The organism is Nocardia sp. Tas62D01 (assembly GCF_055232035.1).
Genome location: NZ_JBUYUZ010000001.1, coordinates 6283407 through 6301626 on the forward strand (window position 1 = coordinate 6283407; position 18220 = coordinate 6301626).

The following is an 18220-nucleotide window of genomic DNA, read 5'->3' on the forward strand; positions in this document are numbered from 1 at the left end:
CGGCGCTCGACGAAGGCACCGTCGTGAGAAGCTCCTCGACCCAAAGGAACATCGATGCCGCTGCCAGCCCCCAACTTCGAACGGCTGTTTGCGCCCGGAACGCGTCACACACTGCCCGGCGGCAGGGCTGCTACCGTCCGCTTGCGGCGAGACGCCTCCCTGTGGTTGCCATCCGGGCGGGTTGTTGCCGGCGAGCCGTCCATGCTCTTGTCGATGGCCGATTCGGAGAATTGGTTTGTCCAACAGGTGTCACCGGGTCGGTATCCGTTGGCGCTGATACTCGCCGCGTTCGGCGAACCGGGCGAGCAGGATACGCACGAGAGGGTCGCGGCGGCCCGCCTGGTGATCCGGGACGAGCCCGCAGTCTCCTGGGAGATGGCGCTACGCACGGGCCAGGACGCCGCCGAGCTGGGCGACGACGAGTACTTCGGCTACCCAGTCGATGGCGGTGTCGGCGGCTTCGTGGACGCGGCGAATATCGCGACGCTGAGCGAGAACGATGACTACAGCGACCAGATGCTATCCAATCTGGACATCTATATCCTCAACGAGACCGATCCCACCGCGCCTGCCACGTTCGCCGACGACCAGGACCGGCCCCTGGTGGTGGCGTTCCCCTCCGGTAACGGAGACGGGCACTTCCCGACCTGGGTCGGGCACACCGCCAGCGGCGAGGTGGCCTGCTTCCTCACCGACTTTTGCGTCCTGACCGAGAACGGCGACAGCGCGAATGACGAGCCGCCCTCGGGCGGCGGTCCGACAAACGTCTCGCCGGACCCGACCACGTCACCACGCCCGCTCTATGCGGCCGTGCCGCAGCCGCTGTCCCCGGTGCAACAGTCTCCAAGGCGACCCGCCACCGGGATTGCCAAACCGGCGACTCCGAGCCGTCCGAGCACGCCACTCCCGAGCAGTGATGAAACATGAAACCTCGTCGTGAGGGGTTGCGACGTCGGATCACATCCTGAACTGTGAGACGCGTGCACGGCATTTCCCCGGGGGCGTGCGGGTCTGTCCCGCACGCCCCAGCATGATCCACAGTCACTGCTTCCGAGCTGCACCCACCGTCGATCAGCATCCGCCAATGAAATGATCACGGTTCCTGCGCCAGAACCCCGTTGTGGGACCACCACGTTGCCAGTCGTAGGACCACCGACAGCAGGTGGTCCGCTGAGAGAACATGTTCCAGATCCGCTATGCGGACCTATCATGGCGACGGCGGCCGAACGTCCGGAAATGCCGAGTTGAGGACGTCTCCGAGATCGCCTGTTTGCATCGAGAGTCCCGATGAGAATGTCCGGCAACCGATTCCAGCAGCTGTTCCGGCTCGTTCACACCGGTTCGGATCCGAGTCGCCAGGTGCTCGGCACGGGCGGAAGCGGGTCGCTCGTCACAGTGGTGAAGGCGGTGAGCAGGTGCGCGGTAAAGCGTTGCGAGGCTGCGGGTCCCGCAGTTCCCACAGTGTGCAGCAGGCCGGCGTTGGTCACGGTGGCCAGGAACAGGTCGCTGTGGTGCAGGTCGGCGCGCACGACACCGGCTGCCTTCGCGTGCTCGATCAAGCGGATGGTGGCGGCGAGGATGCGCTTGTGTTGCGCCGTCAGGATCGGCGATTCGGTCATCGGGGTGGTGAGTACCTCCGCGAAGGCCGGGTCGGTGCCCTGGCGCGCCAGCAGCAGTGTCAGGTAGTCGCCGAACGCGTCGGCGGGTTCGGTGAGCGCCCGGTCCGCGGCGAGGTCGGCCTGGTCGGCGAACTCGGTGAGCGGTTGCGCGAAGACCGCCTCCACCAGTGCCTCACGGTTGGGGAAGCGCCGGTAGAGGGTGGCGATACCGACACCGGCTTCGCGAGCGATGTCCTCGAGCGAGGCCGAGCATCCCTCGCGGGCGAACAGCTTTTGCGCGGCCCGCAGGACCGCGATGCGGCGGCGTTCGGCATCGGCGCGCAGACCCGTGTTGTCGGTGGACATGCTTCTTTTCTACCAGCCGAACACACCAAGTGGAGGAGGACCTCCACTTGCGTGGTATGACTGGAGACACGAACTGGAGGCAGTCCTCCACTCTTGGATCGAAGCTGGCTGGAGGCGTTGGCAATGCACGTATTCCTATGGATTCTGCAGATCGTGCTCGGGTTCATGTTCCTGGCCGCGGGAGTGATGAAGTCCACGCAGCCAAGCGAGAAACTGCGCGAGAAGCTGCCGTGGGTCGAAGACGTCTCCGACCCGATCCTGCGGTTGATCGGTGTCTCCGAGTTGCTCGGAGCTGGGCCTGGTACTGCCGGCACTGACCGGTATCGCCCCGATCCTGACCCCGATCGCCGCGACCGCGCTGGCGGTGGTGATGGTGCTGGCCGCGATCACCCACGCCCGCCGCAAGGAACCCAGCGGCATCGCGTTCAACGCCGTGCTGTTGATCGCCCTGGTCGTGGTGGCCTGGGGCCGATTCGGCCCGTACGCCTTCTGACCCGTCGAACCCACACCACCGATCCGGACCCGGCGGACCGGCCGAGGAAGGAAACCGCATGAATGTCACCGTGTTCGGCGCGATCGGTGCGCTGACCGTGCAGAACCTGCTCGACGCCGGTCACACCGTCCGCGCCTACGCCCGCAACCCCGCCAAGACCCCCGGCGGGTGGGGTGATCGGGTCCAGGTCGTGCTCGGTGAGATCACCGACGCGGCCGCGATCGGTACCGCTGTGGCCGGTGCGGACGCGGTCATCAGCGCGTTGGGCCCGAGCATGGACCGCAAGGCCACCGGCCTGCCCCTGGTCGAAGGCACCGGCCACATCCTCACCTCGATGCACCGGCACAACGTCCGCCGATTCATCGGCCACGCCACCCCGAGCGTGCTGGACCCCCGGGACAAGAAGACCTTCCAGGCTCGACTGGTCGGCCTCATGGGCCGCAGCCCGCTACCACGCGCCTACCGCGAACTGCTCGGCATGAGCGAACTGATCATGAACTCCGGGCTGGACTGGACCATCATCCGCTTCATCGCCCCCACCGACGGACCCGCCAAAGGTGTTGCGCACCACGGCTTCTTCGGCATCGATCGCATCGGCTGGAAAATCACCCGCGCCGACATCGCCGCCTTCACCGCCGCTCAACTCACGAACAGCGCGTACCTGCGCGCCGCACCAGCGATCAGCAACTGATCCACGGGTGGGTGCTGCCGGGGGAGGCAGTACCTGTTGAAACACACTCACATGCCGCTTCCCGTGCGGTTCGAAGCGGTCACGCGGCACGCCGAAGATCAACGGGCCGAGATCATCTCGGGCAACCGCACGACTGCCGGCGGAACGCACGCTACTGCCGACTACACGACGACGGATGAGCGCACTCGACAAACCCGCGGCCGTTCCCGCTGAACCCACAGTTGCGCTCCGACTTTCGGGACGAGAAATCGGGCCCTGTTGCGGCGCCGGCGCTACATTTGATGCAGCCCCTCGGTTCGTCGAGTAGTACCTGCTGCGTCCGCGTGAAGGGAGTCAGAAGATGTTCATTGCCACCGTCGTCGTTTCAGTCGTGTTGGCCGCGATGCTGACCATGTCCGCCGCGCTCAAGTTCTCCCACCGAGAGCAGGTCGTACAGACCTACCGAGCCGTCGGCGTCCCCGAGGATAAGATCAACTATTTGGCGGTGATCTTGCTGGCCGGAGCGGCGGGGCTGATCGTCGGCCTGTTCTGGGCGCCGATCGGCATCGCCGCGGCGATCGGACTGATCCTGTACTTCCTGCTCGCCGTAGGCGCGCATTTCCGCTTCCACGATGCCGGGCATGCATCCACACCGGCGGTGATCGCCCTGATCGCGGTAGCCGCGCTGGTCTTGCGGCTTGTCACGCTCTGATCAGCGTCGCCGCACGGCAGCCGCGATCGCCGGGCGCCTATATCGCCAGCAGCTCCCGCGCGATGGCCACGGAGATCTTCTTCTGCTCGTCGGGGCTCGCGTCGATCATGTCGCCGAGCTGCTCACCCGTGATCGGCCCAAAGATGATCGCCGCCACCGCGGTGCGGATTCGGATGCGTGTGTGCAGATCACCCTCACTCGGCGTCATCAAGGTGATGACCTCGCCGATCAGCGCCTTGAGTTCGCCGGCATCGCGCACCTGCCGGTTCGTGGCGTCGGCTGCCAGTGATCTGAGGACGGGCTGATTCTGTTGGATGAGCCGCACCACGCGGTTGGCGTCGCCGAAGAACAGGTCGGCGACACGGTCGAGCATCTCGTGCTGGAAATCCGGTGAGAAGCTTTGTTCACGGCCCCAGTCGACCAACGCGTTCATCGCGTCGAGCAGTTCGACGATCAGGCTGAGCAGGATCGTGTCCTTGGACTTGAAGTGGTAGTAGAGCGCGGCTTTCGTGACATCGAGCCGTTCGGCGATCTCGCGCAGCGAAGTGCCGTCGTAGCCACGCTCGGTGAACAATTCCAAGGCGACCTGACGGATCTTCTCTCGCATGCTGCCGTCGGCGGGTGGCATCCGTTCACGCTCCTGTTCGTTGTCCGTCAATTGACAACCCCGGTCAGGAGATTACTATACGGCAGGTACGTAGCTGACTGGTCGGCAAGTAGGTGAGTGGGACATGGTAGATCAATCGACTGCGCTCGAGACCGAGGGATTCCAACGGCGAAGCCACCGCGAAATCATTACCGTGATGAGCGGTCTGATGATCACAATGCTCCTCGCGATGCTCGACAACACCATCGTCGGCCCGGCGCTGCCGACCATCGTCGGCGATCTCGGCGGATTGAAGCACCTGGCGTGGGTACTGACCGCCTACACCTTGGCCACGGCGGTCTCCACGCCACTGTGGGGCAAACTCGGCGACCTGTTCGGCCGCAAGTCGACGTTCCTCGCCTCGATCGTCGTCTTCCTCGCGGGCTCGGCTCTCACCGGAATGTCGCAGAACATGATGGAGCTCATCCTGTTTCGCGGCCTGCAAGGGCTGGGCGCCGGCGGACTCATCGTCGGCGTCATGTCGATCCTCGGCGAGTTGATTCCGCCGGCGGAACGCGGACGGTACCAGGGGCTGTTCATGGCCGTCATGCCGCTGGCTATGCTCGGCGGCCCGCTCATCGGCGGGTGGATCACCGACAATGTGTCGTGGCGGTGGGCGTTCTACGTGAACCTGCCCCTAGGAGCCATCGCGCTGGTCACTGTCTGGTTCACGCTGCACGCGCCGCGACGTACCACCGGCAAGGTGTCGATCGACTGGTGGGGCGCGGGAACGCTGGCAGTGTGGGCGAGCGCGATGGTACTGCTCGGCAGCTGGGCCGGATCGCAATACGCCTGGGGCTCATGGCAGATCATCGCGATCATCGTGATCGCGATCGGCGGGTTCGCGGCATTCGTCGCCATCGAGCGACGGGTCGCCGAGCCGATCATGCCGTTGCACGTCTTCACAAACCGCAACTTCTCGCTGGCGGGCGCGCTCGCGTTCATCATCGGTCTCGCCATGATGGGTTCGGCGGCCTACCTGCCGCAGTTCCAGCAGCTCGTCCAGGGAGCTTCCGCCACCAACAGCGGATTGCTGTTGCTGCCCATGATGTTTCCGATGATGTTCGCGAGCGTGGCCATCGGGCAGATCACATCGAAGACCGGCAAGGTCCGCATCTTCCCGATCATCGGCTCGGTTGTACTCATCGGCGGAATGGTCCTGCTGGCCCAGGTGCACACGGACACAACCAAACTCATGCTGGGCCTGTTCATGTCGGTCCTCGGCCTGGGTGTCGGCTGCCTCATGCAGCCGTCGATGCTGATCGCGCAGAACAGCGTCGGCCTGCGGGACATGGGCGCGGCCATGGGCGCGAGCACATTCCTGCGGACCATGGGCATGTCGCTCGGTACCGCAGTGCTGGGCACCGTCTACACGACCCGTCTCACGAACGAACTCACCGCCAGGGCCGGCGACGCGGGTTCGAAGCTGGTGTCCGGCGGCGCACAGTTGCCACCCGCAATGCTGCACACGCTTCCCCAGCCCCTGCAGGACGCGTTGCACGCCGCGGTCACCCACGGCATCGTCGGGGTGTTCTGGGCGGGTGCCGCCGCCGGCGTCATCGGCCTGATCGTGTCGTTCTTCATCCGCGACGTGAAGCTGGTCGGATTCGCCGATGCGCCGAAAGCCGAGCCGGCCGAGAGCACCACTGCCGGTTAGCAACCTAACGCCGGGCTGGATCAGCTCGCCCGCGCAACGTCCCCACCCGCGACCGGACGAACTCGTGGAGACCCAGGACGGCCTCGCTGCTGCCTGCCTAAGCGGTTATCAGAAAGCCATAACCCTTAGACCGTGTCTCATGTGGATGATTTCACTCGCGCCTTCGTGAGTTTCGTGTAGCCGGTCAGTGCTGCGGCCAGGGTGAGGAAGGCCAGGTAGTGGGTGGCTTTTCGGTCGTAGCGGATGTTGAGGCGGTGAGCGCCGGTCAACCAGGAAATGGTGCGCTCGATGACCCAGCGGTGTCGGCCCAGACGGTCGCTGGACTCGACGCCCTTGCGGGGAGATATTGTCAAGACCTGTGGATCAGCAAGTTTCAGGCGACCTCCTCCGCCTCGGCTGATGACGGGCTGGTCGGTGTGTTCGGGGTGATGTCGGCGGGCCGTTCCAGGAGTTTGCCCTTGTGGAATACGGCCCCGGCCCGGACGAGTGCGACTAGGTGTGGGGCGTTGACGGCCCGCCAGCGCGTTTGAGCGGCCTCGATCAGCTTGAAGGCCATGGCGAGCCCGGCCGCGCGGGAACCCGGCCCCTTGGTGACCTTCGTCCTCAAACGCACTGTGGCGAAAGTACTTTCGATCGGGTTTGTGGTGCGTAGGTGGATCCAGTGTTCGGCCGGGTATTTGTAGAACTCGAGCAGCACGTCGGCGTCATCGACGATCTTGGCGACCGCTTTCGGGTATTTCGCGCCGTAGTCGATCTCGAAGGCCTTGATCGCGACTTGTGCCTTGTCAATGTCCTCGGCCATGTAGATTTCCTTCATCGCCGCCAACGCGCCAGGATGCGCCGACTTCGGCAGCGCTGCAAGGACATTCGCGGATTTGTGGAACCAGCAACGCTGCTCTCGGGTCAGGGGGAATACCTCACGCAGCGCCTTCCAGAATCCGAGCGCGCCGTCACCGACGGCGAGCACCGGCGCGGTCATGCCGCGGCGGCGGCAGTCACGCAGCAGATCGGCCCACGACTCGGTCGACTCGCGATAGCCGTCGGTCAATGCGACGAGCTCCTTGCGGCCGTCGGCGCGAACCCCGATCATCACCAGCAGGCATAGTTTCTGCTGGTCGAGCCGGATTTTGAGGTGGATGCCGTCGACCCACAGGTACACGTAGTCGGTGCCTGAGAGGTCGCGGGCGGCGAAGGTGCGGGCTTCGTCCTGCCACTGCGTCGTGAGCCGGGTGATCGAGGCCGCCGACAGGCCCGCGCCCGTGCCGAGGAACTGCTCCAACGCCGGCCCGAAATCGCCGCTGGACAGCCCATGCAGGTACAACAACGGCAGAACCTCCGTCATCTGCGGCGATTTTCGTGCCCACGCGGGCAGGATCGCCGAGGAAAACCGCTGCCGCTCACCGGATTCGGGGTCGACACGCTTGTCGTTGACACGCGGTGCCTTCACCGTCACCGCACCCGCGGCGGTCAGGACCTCCCGCTCGACGTGGTAGCCGTTGCGGACCACCAGCCGCCGGCCTTCGTCGTCGACCTGGTCGGCGAACCGCTCGATATAGGCCGCGACCTCGGCCTGCAACGCTGCGGCGAGCATCTTGCGGGCACCGTCGCGAACAATCTCATCGAGCAACGACCGGGCGCAGGACACACCGGGATCGTTGGACTCCGCCGCATCGTGAACTACCTTGAGCACCGGCGTACCTTCCCGCCAGCGTTGGCGCGCTGGACTTGATCAAATACCTATGGCTTCGTAGATCATCCGGGAAGGTACGCTTCCCGGCCATCCACAGGTCCTGATCATTTCTCTTGCGGGCGATCCGGACACCGATGCCGCGAGCGCGCACTCATCGACTTCAACGACGTGAGACAACGTCTTAGGCGATGGAGTGGGAATAGTGCAGTAATCGAATAACAACCGTCCGCCAGGTAAGTGAGCAGAGTCGCACGCGATGTGGCATCGACCCCTGGTAGGCCGATGCCACATCGAAGCACTCGCTGAGAAACTAACCTGCCTTCAAAACCTCTCGATAAGCGGCATTTCTGGATTTTCGGTCGGGCGCGGCTGCCCGCAGGAGCGTCGTACATCTCGATACGTCTCTTCGACAACCCACCGTGCAGGAGTGACCATCGGGATCCGAACGTGACGACCCAGTTGTCGGTGACACTATCGACTATTGGACACCGTCGCGCATGGCTGGTGGCGCTTATTCCTTCTTTAGTCCATTCAGAGCTTGCTGGGCTTGGTTTTTGGCGATCGTGTCGAGCTCGTCCCGATTCACCGGGGGTTCGCCTTTTGCGCGCAGGACGGCGACTTCTACTCGCACCGAGATGTTGCTGTCGTGCACGCCCACGATGTAGGTCATTCCATTGCTGGTGTCGGTGGTCGCGGTGTGCCAGTAGCCCTGGGCGCCGATTCCAGTGACCTCGCCGGAGGCCAGCCCCGCTCCGGTGGCGGCGGTGTCGGTCTGTTTCCAACGGTCGTAGGCGGGGGCGGCCTCGGCGCCGGTGAACTGGGCCTGGAGGCTGATTCCGGCTTCGTCGACGGTGGCGTCGTCGTCGACGGTCGAGGGGCTGGTATAGCGGATGGCGCAGTACAGGTTGCCGCCGTCGGAGGTATTCGGCGGGAATTCCTGATGCTGGGGGTCTTCCCTGGGCGTGGACGACCACCTGTGCAACGGCGTGGGATCGACAAGGTCGCAGGCATTGGTGATCGCGCTCATCGAATAGATCCCCGGCGCGGCTTCCCGGCGCGACGTCGTCGTGGCCGGGGCCGCGCTAGAAGGGGCCGGGGCGCTGGACGAGGCCGGGGCAGCGGCGGAATTGCCGCCACTGTCGCCGCCGCCGACGAAGATGCCGATCGCCACACCGATACCCAGCACCACCACCAGCCCGAGAACGCCGGCGATGATCAGACCCGTTTTGCCGCTACCGGTCGACGGCGGTGGCGGCCCGGACCCCTGACCAGGTTGGCCGTAGCCGATAACAGGCTGACCGGGAGCAAACGCAGGCGGAGGCACTGACGTGTAGGTGCCCGAGTCGGGGTCACGCCGGCCGCCCACGGGCGGATTGTGTTGCCGCACAGTAGGATCGGCGCTGCCCGGCGTCGGCTGATCGTCAGGTCCGCGCTGAGAGTAGGTCATCCCCGTAGCCCCTCCGGTTCTGCAACGGGGTTCCCCCGTCAACCATCAACTCCGAACCGATCGTATTCCTGCTGTCGAGCAGTCATCCGCACCGTCCCCACCGGCCTGCTCGAGTCGACGGCCTCTACTTCTCCCTAATGAGATGTAGCGGGTCGGTCGATCGGGCAGACTCGCTACTGGTAGCGGCTGGTAGGTGAGCACTGATTGGCCCCGGACTTCGAGTCCTGCTTTGAGATCGTGCCCCTGCCGGTCGGCCGGGAGAAATGGATCGCTGATGGGATGTCGTGCCTGCCGCATGACGGCGTGAGCACCGATTCATTAGGTCGCCGACGTTCTCCCGCACGCTGCCGGATTTGGTGTCCGACAACGATGAAGAGGGAACAGCTGTGCTGCTGGTCGGTGATGACTGGGCCGAGGACCACCACGATGTCGAGCTGATGGATGAGGCCGGGAAACGGCTGGCCAAGGCTCGATTACCGGAAGGGATCGCCGGGATCACCCGGCTGCACGCCATGATCGGTGAACACCTCGGCGACGACGCCGATGCCGCGCAGGTACGGATCGGGATCGAAACCGATCGTGGCCCGTGGGTCGCGGCGTTGATCGCGGCCGGCTACACGGTGTACGCGGTGAACCCGTTGCAGGCGGCCCGGTTCCGGGAACGCCGCAGCGTTTCGGGTGCGAAGAGCGATGCCGCCGACGCGCATACCCTTGCCGACATGGTCCGTACCGACGCGCACCAGTTGCGTCCGGTCGCCGGGGACAGTCCCGCCGCAGAAGCGGTGAAAGTTGTTGCGCGAGCACATAAAACGTTGATCTGGGAACGCACCCGCCACACGCAGCGGTTACGGTACGCGTTGCGGGAGTACTTCCCCGCCGCTTTGGAAGCGTTCGACGACCTCGACGCTCCCGACGCCCTGGAGCTGCTCGGCAAGGCACCCGACCCGGCCGCCGCGGCGCGGTTGTCGCTCAACCAGATCCGGGCCGCGCTGAAGCGGGCCGGCCGCCGCGGCGACCTCGACGCTAGAGCCGCCCGTATCCAGGCAATCCTGCGCAGCGAGCAGCTGGGCCGCAACCAGGTCATCGCGGCGGCCTACGCGGCAGGGACCCGCGCCGCGGTCGCGGTCCTGGCCACCCTCGACGAGCAGGTGAAAGTCCTGCAAGGGGAGGTCGAGGCCCATTTTGGCCGGCACCCGGCCGCTGAGATCATCTTGTCCCAGCCAGGACTGGGCAAGATCCTCGGCGCCCGGGTGCTCGCCGAGTTCGGGGACGACCCCACCCGCTACGCCAGCGCCAAGGCCCGCAAGAACTATGCCGCGACCAGCCCCATCACCCGCGCCTCGGGGAAAATGAAGGTCGTCGCGGCCCGGTTCGTGCACCAGGACCGGCTCGTCGACGCGCTGATGGCCCAAGCATTCAGTGCGCTCAACGTATCGCCGGGAGCCCGCGCCTACTACGACAAGCAACGCGCCCGCGGCCTAGCCCACCGTGCCGCCCTGCGTCAGGTCGCCAACCGGCTCGTGGGCATCCTCCACGGCTGCCTCAAATCCGGAACCCTCTACAACGAGACCACCGCCTGGACACACCACACCCAAGATCAACAAGCCGCAGCTTGACAAGCTAAGCCCTGGGATGTCTCAAACCGTCCAGCGCCCTGCGGACTTGGGGCCTGGCGATCGAATCGAGTTCGTCCCGGCTCACCGCAGGAGAACCCTTCTCACGTGTAAGGGCGATCTTTACCCGCACCGAGACATTGCCGTCCTGCACGCACACGACGTAGGCCATTTCCGCGACGAGGTTGCCGGTCACTTCGGAATGCCAGTAGCCCTGGCTGCCGATTCCGGTGACCTCGCCGGAGACCGACCCCGGTCCGGCGGAGGCGGTGTCGGCGTGTTTCCAATGGTCGTAGAAGGGTGGAGCCGTCCCGTCGGTGAACTCGGCCTCGACGCTCATTCCGGCTCTGTTCATGGAGAACTCGTCGGTGGTCGAGCTGGTGTAGCCGACATCGCGCTTCAGGCTGCCGCTGTCGTGGGTGGACGGCCGGGTTTCCCGATGGTTGGGAGCGCCTTTCGGCGTGGACGACCACCTGGTCAACGGTGTGGGGTCGACCAGGTCACACGCATCGGTGATCCCGTTCATCGAATAGGTCCCCGGCCCCGATCCCTGCCGGGCAGTGGCCGAGGCACCGGCGGACTCACTGCCACCGTCGCCGCCGACGAAGATACCGATCGCCACACCGATACCCAGCACCACCACCAGCCCGAGAACGCCGGCGACGATCAGACCCGTTTTGCCGCTACCGGTCGGCGGTGGCGGATACGGCGGTGGCGGCCGGTACCCCTGACCGGGTTGGCCGTACCAGGGCGAGTCGGCAGCCGGGCCCGCCGCAGCGGGACCGAAGAACACAAGGTCTGCGCCTGCAGTGGGACTATCCTGGCCGCCGGGTGGGTTGAATGGCGGCGGTGCGGGTTCGGGGGTGCCCGGGTTCGGGTTATCGCCGGGTTCGTGCTGGGAATCGGTCATGCGTATAGGCCCCTCCGGTCTCGAACGGGCCTCCCCGCCAAACCGTCGACTCGGACCCTGATCGTAGTAGTTCGGGTGCAATCAAGGCCGAGGTAGCCGTCGTAGCGGCGGCGGCATCTTCGGCGACGTCGCAGACCAAGCCGTCTACTTCAACATCTACAACGACAAGGGGCCACGGAACACCACCGACCAATGTGCACATGGAAGGCCCGCACTCTCGTCGGCTCCCGTGCGCAGTAGGTCGGTCCTTGAACGTTGAGGCCGGTCCGGTACACGTCGGCGAGGTGGCCCATGCCCACCTCCCCTGCTCGCAGGTGGCCCCGCAGGGGGACGACGGTGCTGTCCGGAATTCTGGTGGCAGCGTTGATGAACAGCCTCGAGGAATAGCGCACGAACGGAATATCGCCCTGCACCAGTCAAAGCGGTTGCAGGACAGTCGAACTCTGCTCGGCCGGTATGGAGGTTCTATCGGTGTTCGGACTGACAGGCAGTGCGCATGAGAACGCACCCTGCCGATTATCGTGCACCCGCCACCGATTCCCGCGACGACGAGCAAACCCCCGGCCTCACTCGAACGGCCGAGCGGCTTGGCGCCAGGACGCACGCGGTCAGAGGGGCTGGAGCCGGGCGTGCAGGAGGCAGAATTCGTTGCCTTCTGGGTCGGCCAGGACGTGCCAGCTGTCGGTGCCGGTCTGGCCGACGTCGACGGGCCTGGCGCCGAGAGCGAGCAGCCGCTCCAGCTCGGCGTCCTGGTCGCGGTCGGTGGGGTTGACGTCGATGTGCAGTCGGAGCTTCCCGGTCCGCGGGTCGCTGCTGGGGATGAGGATGAGGGTGGGCTGCGGGCCGCCGAAGCCGGCGTCGGGCGGCCCGATCTCGATGCTTCCGTCGTCCTCCCGGCCGAGTTCGACGTAGCCGAGGACCTTGCTCCAGAATGCTGCGAGCCGGTCGGGGTCGGCGGCGTCGATGACCAGCTCACTGATGCGGCATGCCATGCCCGTCAGTGTAGGTAGACAACCCGAGAGTCGATAGTCGGCCGTGTGCCGGAGGGTTAGGTACGCAGATAGTGTTGTCGCAGAACGAAGTTCCGGGCATCGGCGTTGTCGATAGCGGTCACGATGTAGCGGGCGGGGTCGAGATGTTCATGGTCGCTGCGGTATCGGACCGATGTGACCAACCGGACGCACGGTAATGCCGCATATCGCGCGTTCGTCGATGCCCGCTCTCAACCGGTTGCCCGACCGGGCCGTACTTTTCGCCAGCGCAGTCACTTCCGACGGCTGATGGAATCGTTGCGATGCGCCATCCCGATTGGGGTTACAGTCGATCATGCCCGGGGGAATAGTGCACGACTGGAATACCTACCCTCCACCGGTTTGGACCGGCGACGACCGCCTCCGACACCCATCCTGGCGAGGGCTACGCCCCGACAAGGCGCCATGTGACGTGACGCGCGAGCAGCACCCCTAGCCAAGCCTGGCTCGGTCCGGGGCAAACGGCACTCGCTGACTGCCAGTGATGAAATGCTAAGGGCCCAACGCTTTTCGAGCCACGAACCCTGGCTATGGTTACCGGCGACGATCAGCCGACGGGGAGCGTGAACGTGACCACCGAAACTGCGCGCCTACCGGCGATCGACGTCATGATCCCGGTAGCAGCCAAGGACCTACCCAGCCTCGACGTCTGTATCACCGGCCTGAGGGCACACTGCCGTAATCCGATCCGATCGGTGAATATCGTCGGGTCCGCGCGACTGTGCGCACAGGTGCGGACCGGGCACGTGGTGCAGTGGATCGATGAGGAAGCGGTCTCGCCGACACCGGCCTCCATCGAGGCGACCCTGCGCACAGCGGGCGGCGATCACCACAATTCGTCCTGGTATTTCCAGCAGTTGATCAAACTGAACTGCTTCCGCATCCTGCCGAGTACGGTCGAGCACCTCCTGGTGCTCGACGCGGACTACGCGCTGGTCGACGATGTCGTGTTCGTCGAAGACGATGGCAGATCTTATCTGGCACTTGGCTATCCGCTGCAATGGCGCCTCAACACCCGCCAGCACGCGATCCCCGCCCGCCACTCCGCGATCACCGCAGCGACCCGGCTGCTTGCCGGGTGGCGGCCGGTCGACCCATACAGCGGGATGCAGCATCACATGGTGTTCGACAGACAAATCCTCGCGGACCTGACGCGGCGAGTCGAGGATCAGCACGAGCGACCGTTATGGGAGGCATTCCTGGCGACGATAGAACACGCCAAATGGACCGGTGCTTCGGAGTATGTGCTCTACCGCCACTTCGCAGCGAAGTTCTTCCCTGAACAGATCCGGTCACGACACCTCGACGCCATCGACATCATCCAGCCCGCCGAAAACGCTGTGTGGACATTGACCGACGCTGTCACCAGCGTCCGCCGGGCGGGAGTCAAGGCTATCGGATGCCATAGTTTCCTCAACTACCGCAACCGGATTGCCACCATGGACTACATACCCGACCAGTTACGCAGCCAGCTGCAAACAACCCCCGGGGCGCTGATGCTCGACCTCAACCAAGGTGCCCTCCACATCGCCCCCGCGACCCCACCCCTGGGTCGCGCCGAGCGTCTGGGGCGACCCCCAGGTCGTGGGTGAAGTGTCGTTCGCCGAGTGGACCAGTGACGGCCGCCCCCGACACCCCTCCTGGCGAGGGCTACGCCGCGGCGAGGCGCAGCGCGACGTCAACGGCCGAACCATCGGCCTGAGTTCACGAACCGCACTCGCAGGTATTTTCGGTTGCTGTCCCGCCCTACCCCCGCCTGATGCGGACAAGCCTGCGCGATCCAGCCCGTATCGACAAGTGCTGCAATCACGACGATCGTCAAGTGAAGATGCTGTTCGCCCGCCTGGATCGGCCAGCCGACGAACCCTCGGTGTGGGTCAGAGCACAGACGGTCGCGGAGGTGCACGCAGGGCTGCGCAGGGTCGCCGGGCTCGACGAGTCGTGGACCATCGCCGAGGCCAACCCTGAGTACCGTTGGCACGGTCTCGACGACGACTACCTCGATCTCGACGGCTACTTCGATGACGTGCCGGCGGACTATCTGCGGGCTGTTGGTGTGGATGAGGCTGCCATCGGCGAGCGGGTGCTGCGTGACCTCGCCCGGCAGCGGCACCGGCCCCAGCTCAGGATTTTGGCGGCGACAGACAAGCTGGCCTCGGATGTGGTGTTCGCCTACGCCGACAAACGGGCCTGCGGCGGTGTCGGGCTATCCGCTACAACCGACGCACTGCATCGGCTGCTGAAGCATGGCCTCGCCGTCGATTTGGGCCCGCTGCCGACGCGGGCGGGTGAGTCTTCAGTTTTCAAACAGCGAACACGGGCGAGGCTGGCGGAGCTGATGAGCAGGCATCCGTGGATGACGCCGCTGATGCCATCGCTCGGTATCACGGTGTTCTACCTGGAAACCGGTGCGGGGAAGGATCTGGACAACATCTTCGGTGATCTCGAGGTCCTTCCCACAGTCCTCGACATCGCCCGCCCACCAGCCGTGCCCGTGTTCGAACATTCCGCGATTGAGGATCTCGAGCAATGGCGCGAACACGATCGGAGCACGACACAGTCGGCAGTCGGAGACGTCGGGTTCATCGAAGCCGTTGCGCTGAAAGGCATTGAAGACGACCGGCTGTCGCCTGGTTCGGTGATCGTCGCGCTCTCGCAAGGCGGACGGCGCAAAAGCTGGTGGGGCAGCGCGCTCGACCGCCGCGGGTTCGGCTGATCGCTTTCCGACCGCATGGAGGCATGCGCGCCGGGCGGCCTGCGCTGTCGAACGGCCTCGTCTACGGCATCGGTCGCCGTGGTCCAGGATGGGTCGGGTCGCCGGGGCTGTTGTGGTAGGCGGCGACCAACCACCTGTCGTCACGCCTCTGGAGGACCCAGGTCGCATTGACGAGCCGGTCGGCAGGCACTTCGGTTTCGCCGACGAACAGGATGCCGGCCTTGCTGACGACGATTGCGTAGTCTTGACCGAGGAACCGGATGTCTTGGATCTCGTCGGTCACGGTCGAGTTCTCAAGGAAGGTAGCGAAACTTGCAGCCATGCTCTGCCGGACTTCCTTCCTGTTCCGTCGGTAGGCCCCGGGCATGATCACGGTGGCGTCCTCGGTGTAGTCCGCGACAAAAGTGTCCGCGTCACCGGCTGCCCATGCTTTGTACTGGTCGGCCAAGACCTGCTTGATGGCCGCCGAGTCGTCCGTTCGGGTCATGTTCATGGGATTTCCTCCGTTTTGTTGGCACGGCCCACCGTTCGGACCATTCAGCTATCCCGACGCGCGACCACCCCTCGAATCGACAACCCGAACGGAACGTCGTCGCGGGTTCATGACTTGGCGCGTTCGGATGCGGCGGCAGTCGCCGGGTAATAGGAGACCGACAGCGAACCGGTGTGCCGACGTGTTTGTCCCGTTGCGGCCAATCCAGTGCGAGGTGGCGGACTTTCGTCGCTGATCCTGTCGCAGCAGGACGGTTGAGCTGAGGGCCGCCCGCTCAGTTGGTGACGGGGAGAGCGGCAAGCGGCCCTAACAAAGCTGGGGCGTGCCAGCACTGCCAGCTGGTGGGGATCCGGCGAGCGGGACAGACACCCTCGCCGCACTCGATCAGCTGCCGCCGACACCGCTGAACGCGCCCTGACGACCATGCTGATCTACCGCCACAAACCCTGACGTCTCATACCCAGTCCGGTGATTCGTATCGAGTCAGCTTCAATCGGTCCTGCCTATCGCCGCGATCGACGACCCACCCTCTATTTGCTCATATGTTGCCGATTCGGACATTGTTCGGCGTGTTGGATTCTGACACGCCGATGTGGTTGGAGCGCAGGCGGAACACATAAGACAGAGACTGGAGACTTGCACGCATCGGGTCGGAGTCATCGGTGATGGCCAATCTCGTCATTCGATCCGTCCCACCAAAATCTCACATTTTTGATGGGATCTGCCCAGATCTGATGGGACATGACGGGCGGGTGCCGGCGTATAGATATCGGCTGTGACCAGGTGTGATGGAGTCTGCTGAGGCATGTCGATGAGATTGGAACCTGTGTCAGGTGGTCGCAGGTTCAAATCCTGTCGTCCCGACAAGATCAGAGGCGGTTTTCCCGCCCTCTGTCCGGCATTTCGAACCCTCCAGCTTGCCTAGTGGCGGGAGAGCGAGCCTTTCGACTGAAGAGTGCACAGCACCTGTAGTTCGGGGAAAATGGGCTGATCACCGCTTTACGGCGGGCCTTCTGTCACGGCGGAGGCTTCCGCCGCCGCTGGGCGGGGTGGTGCCTTGCATCTGTGCTGTCGTAGGAGAACGATTGCCGGACATCGTCTTCGTCTATGTATGGAGGGTGATATGCCGAGGTTTCTGTGGGAGGTCACCTATTCGTCCGCGGGCGCGGGCGGGCTGTTGGCGGAGGGTGGTTCTGCCCGGCGCGACGCGATAACTCGAATGGTCGAAAGTATCGGCGGGACCGTCGAATCATGCTATTTCGCGCTGGGTGCGCGGGATTTGTTCGTGATCGGGACGGTTCCCGATGAGGAAGCGGCTGCGGTGCTTGCGATTCAGACGGCCGCTTCCGGTGCGGCGCGATCGCAGTCCGTGCCGTTGCTGACGCCGGAACAGGTGGATGAAGCGGTGCACCGCACTGCGGAGTACCGGCCACCGGGCAAATAGCTGAGGATGGGGCGGTCCGGTTCGTATCCACATCGGTGAGGTTCAGTACGACTTGGGCAGTCGCAGGCTGTGCTGGGTGACGTAGTTGAGGATCATCTCTCGGCTGACCGGGGCGATGCGAAGCAAGCGGGCCAGTCCCCACTGGGCGTACTCGGCGCTCAGACCGTTTCCGCCGTGGATCTGGATTGCCTGGTCGACGGCGGCGACGGCGGCTTCGGCGGCCGCGTACTTCGCGATGTTGGAAGCTTCACCGGCGGGTACGCCGTTCTCGTACAGCCATGCCGCCTTCGCGGTCATCAGCGCCGCGAGGTCGACCTCGATTTTGGCCTTGGCCAGCGGATGCGAAATCCCTTGGTAGTCGCCGATGGCCGTTCCCCACACCGATCTGGTGCGCATAGGCGGCGCCGCACTCGACCGCGAAACGACCGATGCAGACGAACTGCAAACAAGCGGCCAGCGTCAGGCTGCTGACCAGGACCAATAGCTGCAGTGCAGCTGTCGCCTGAGACGCTGGGCTGTCCAAGGCCGATGCACATCGTCACGCAGACCGTCGACACCTCACCAACGGCATCGGGCCGACGACACCGCAGCACGAATCGTCGAGCATGTCGGCGCGGAAGTCCCGGCAGCGTGTGCAGGGCCATTGGTCCTCGATTCGGGCGCCCGCTGTACTCGATGGCGTGGTGCCGGGTGGGGACCAGAGCCCCTATCCCGCGGCGGTGTAGCAAGACAGG

General features: G+C 64.8%; 15 protein-coding genes and 3 pseudogenes. 9 read left to right on the plus strand and 9 right to left on the minus strand.

The annotated features are described in order from the left end of the window. The first annotated feature begins 54 nt into the window (after positions 1-54). Positions 55-927 (plus strand): DUF4241 domain-containing protein, encoded by an 873-nt coding sequence (locus tag ACV7NQ_RS29950; protein ID WP_463362651.1) that lies wholly within the window; start codon positions 55-57, stop codon positions 925-927. Between the two features lie 404 nt (positions 928-1331). Here ACV7NQ_RS29950 and ACV7NQ_RS29955 read toward each other — a convergent pair whose 3' ends face one another. After that, positions 1332-1964: a TetR/AcrR family transcriptional regulator gene (locus ACV7NQ_RS29955; protein ID WP_463362652.1), complete on the minus strand. Its 633-nt coding sequence runs from the start codon at positions 1962-1964 to the stop codon at positions 1332-1334. A gap of 186 nt (positions 1965-2150) precedes the next feature. Between ACV7NQ_RS29955 and ACV7NQ_RS29960 the strand changes: the two are divergent. The 3 genes and pseudogenes from ACV7NQ_RS29960 (at position 2151) to ACV7NQ_RS29970 (ending at position 3839) form a co-directional block, all read left to right on the plus strand. Then, positions 2151-2457 (plus strand): annotated as a pseudogene (locus ACV7NQ_RS29960) (DoxX family protein). A gap of 58 nt (positions 2458-2515) precedes the next feature. Continuing rightward, positions 2516-3148 carry an NAD(P)-dependent oxidoreductase gene (locus ACV7NQ_RS29965; protein ID WP_463362653.1) on the plus strand — a complete coding sequence of 211 codons (633 nt, stop codon included), beginning with the start codon at positions 2516-2518 and terminating at the stop codon, positions 3146-3148. Between the two features lie 340 nt (positions 3149-3488). Then, entirely contained in the window at positions 3489-3839 is a 351-nt protein-coding gene (locus ACV7NQ_RS29970; RefSeq protein ID WP_463362654.1) for a DoxX family protein, read from the plus strand. A gap of 37 nt (positions 3840-3876) precedes the next feature. On the opposite strand, the gene ACV7NQ_RS29975 is transcribed toward ACV7NQ_RS29970, so the two are convergent. After that, entirely contained in the window at positions 3877-4497 is a 621-nt protein-coding gene (locus ACV7NQ_RS29975) for a TetR/AcrR family transcriptional regulator (RefSeq protein WP_463362655.1), read from the minus strand. 73 nt (positions 4498-4570) lie between these two features. Here ACV7NQ_RS29975 and ACV7NQ_RS29980 point away from each other — a divergent pair, with 73 nt between their 5' ends. After that, entirely contained in the window at positions 4571-6142 is a 1572-nt protein-coding gene (locus ACV7NQ_RS29980; protein ID WP_463362656.1) for an MDR family MFS transporter, read from the plus strand. A 137-nt stretch (positions 6143-6279) separates the two neighbouring features. On the opposite strand, the pseudogene ACV7NQ_RS29985 reads toward ACV7NQ_RS29980, so the two are convergent. From ACV7NQ_RS29985 to ACV7NQ_RS29995, 3 genes and pseudogenes are all read right to left on the minus strand, one after another. After that, positions 6280-6480: pseudogene (locus tag ACV7NQ_RS29985) on the minus strand (transposase); the annotation flags it as partial. Between the two features lie 35 nt (positions 6481-6515). Continuing rightward, positions 6516-7832 (minus strand): IS256 family transposase, encoded by a 1317-nt coding sequence (locus ACV7NQ_RS29990; protein ID WP_463358454.1) that lies wholly within the window; start codon positions 7830-7832, stop codon positions 6516-6518. Between the two features lie 511 nt (positions 7833-8343). Beyond that, positions 8344-9279: a hypothetical protein gene (locus ACV7NQ_RS29995; protein WP_463362657.1), complete on the minus strand. Its 936-nt coding sequence runs from the start codon at positions 9277-9279 to the stop codon at positions 8344-8346. Between the two features lie 386 nt (positions 9280-9665). On the opposite strand from ACV7NQ_RS29995, the gene ACV7NQ_RS30000 reads away from it, so the two are divergent. Continuing rightward, a complete protein-coding gene (locus ACV7NQ_RS30000) occupies positions 9666-10895 on the plus strand; it encodes an IS110 family RNA-guided transposase (protein ID WP_463365473.1) in 1230 nt (409 codons plus the stop codon). A 4-nt stretch (positions 10896-10899) separates the two neighbouring features. On the opposite strand, the gene ACV7NQ_RS30005 is transcribed toward ACV7NQ_RS30000, so the two are convergent. Both ACV7NQ_RS30005 and ACV7NQ_RS30010 read right to left on the minus strand, forming a co-directional pair. After that, a complete protein-coding gene (locus ACV7NQ_RS30005; protein WP_463362658.1) occupies positions 10900-11802 on the minus strand; it encodes a hypothetical protein in 903 nt (300 codons plus the stop codon). 608 nt (positions 11803-12410) lie between these two features. Beyond that, positions 12411-12794 carry a VOC family protein gene (locus ACV7NQ_RS30010; protein ID WP_463362659.1) on the minus strand — a complete coding sequence of 128 codons (384 nt, stop codon included), beginning with the start codon at positions 12792-12794 and terminating at the stop codon, positions 12411-12413. A 608-nt stretch (positions 12795-13402) separates the two neighbouring features. Here ACV7NQ_RS30010 and ACV7NQ_RS30015 point away from each other — a divergent pair. Then, positions 13403-14425: a DUF6492 family protein gene (locus tag ACV7NQ_RS30015; RefSeq protein WP_463362660.1), complete on the plus strand. Its 1023-nt coding sequence runs from the start codon at positions 13403-13405 to the stop codon at positions 14423-14425. 230 nt (positions 14426-14655) lie between these two features. Further along, positions 14656-15549: a hypothetical protein gene (locus ACV7NQ_RS30020; protein ID WP_463366123.1), complete on the plus strand. Its 894-nt coding sequence runs from the start codon at positions 14656-14658 to the stop codon at positions 15547-15549. A gap of 61 nt (positions 15550-15610) precedes the next feature. Here ACV7NQ_RS30020 and ACV7NQ_RS30025 read toward each other — a convergent pair whose 3' ends face one another. After that, positions 15611-16042: an SgcJ/EcaC family oxidoreductase gene (locus tag ACV7NQ_RS30025; RefSeq protein WP_463362661.1), complete on the minus strand. Its 432-nt coding sequence runs from the start codon at positions 16040-16042 to the stop codon at positions 15611-15613. Positions 16043-17165: 1123 nt separating this feature from the next. On the opposite strand from ACV7NQ_RS30025, the gene ACV7NQ_RS30030 reads away from it, so the two are divergent. Beyond that, a complete protein-coding gene (locus tag ACV7NQ_RS30030; RefSeq protein WP_463362662.1) occupies positions 17166-17486 on the plus strand; it encodes a GYD domain-containing protein in 321 nt (106 codons plus the stop codon). 42 nt (positions 17487-17528) lie between these two features. Here ACV7NQ_RS30030 and ACV7NQ_RS30035 read toward each other — a convergent pair. Continuing rightward, a pseudogene (locus tag ACV7NQ_RS30035) lies at positions 17529-17916 on the minus strand (acyl-CoA dehydrogenase family protein); the annotation flags it as partial. Positions 17917-18220: the final 304 nt, after the last annotated feature.

Bases quoted from the DNA above. Each gene is read 5' to 3' on its own strand.
- ACV7NQ_RS29980 (WP_463362656.1), top strand. From the start codon at position 4,571: ATGGTAGATCAATCGACTGCGCTCGAGACCGAGGGATTCCAACGGCGA.
- ACV7NQ_RS29970 (WP_463362654.1), top strand. From the start codon at position 3,489: ATGTTCATTGCCACCGTCGTCGTTTCAGTCGTGTTGGCCGCGATGCTG.
- ACV7NQ_RS30030 (WP_463362662.1), top strand. From the start codon at position 17,166: ATGCCGAGGTTTCTGTGGGAGGTCACCTATTCGTCCGCGGGCGCGGGC.
- ACV7NQ_RS30005 (WP_463362658.1), bottom strand. From the start codon at position 11,802: ATGACCGATTCCCAGCACGAACCCGGCGATAACCCGAACCCGGGCACC.
- ACV7NQ_RS29995 (WP_463362657.1), bottom strand. From the start codon at position 9,279: ATGACCTACTCTCAGCGCGGACCTGACGATCAGCCGACGCCGGGCAGC.
- ACV7NQ_RS29950 (WP_463362651.1), top strand. From the start codon at position 55: ATGCCGCTGCCAGCCCCCAACTTCGAACGGCTGTTTGCGCCCGGAACG.
- ACV7NQ_RS29965 (WP_463362653.1), top strand. From the start codon at position 2,516: ATGAATGTCACCGTGTTCGGCGCGATCGGTGCGCTGACCGTGCAGAAC.
- ACV7NQ_RS30025 (WP_463362661.1), bottom strand. From the start codon at position 16,042: ATGAACATGACCCGAACGGACGACTCGGCGGCCATCAAGCAGGTCTTG.
- ACV7NQ_RS30010 (WP_463362659.1), bottom strand. From the start codon at position 12,794: ATGGCATGCCGCATCAGTGAGCTGGTCATCGACGCCGCCGACCCCGAC.
- ACV7NQ_RS29955 (WP_463362652.1), bottom strand. From the start codon at position 1,964: ATGTCCACCGACAACACGGGTCTGCGCGCCGATGCCGAACGCCGCCGC.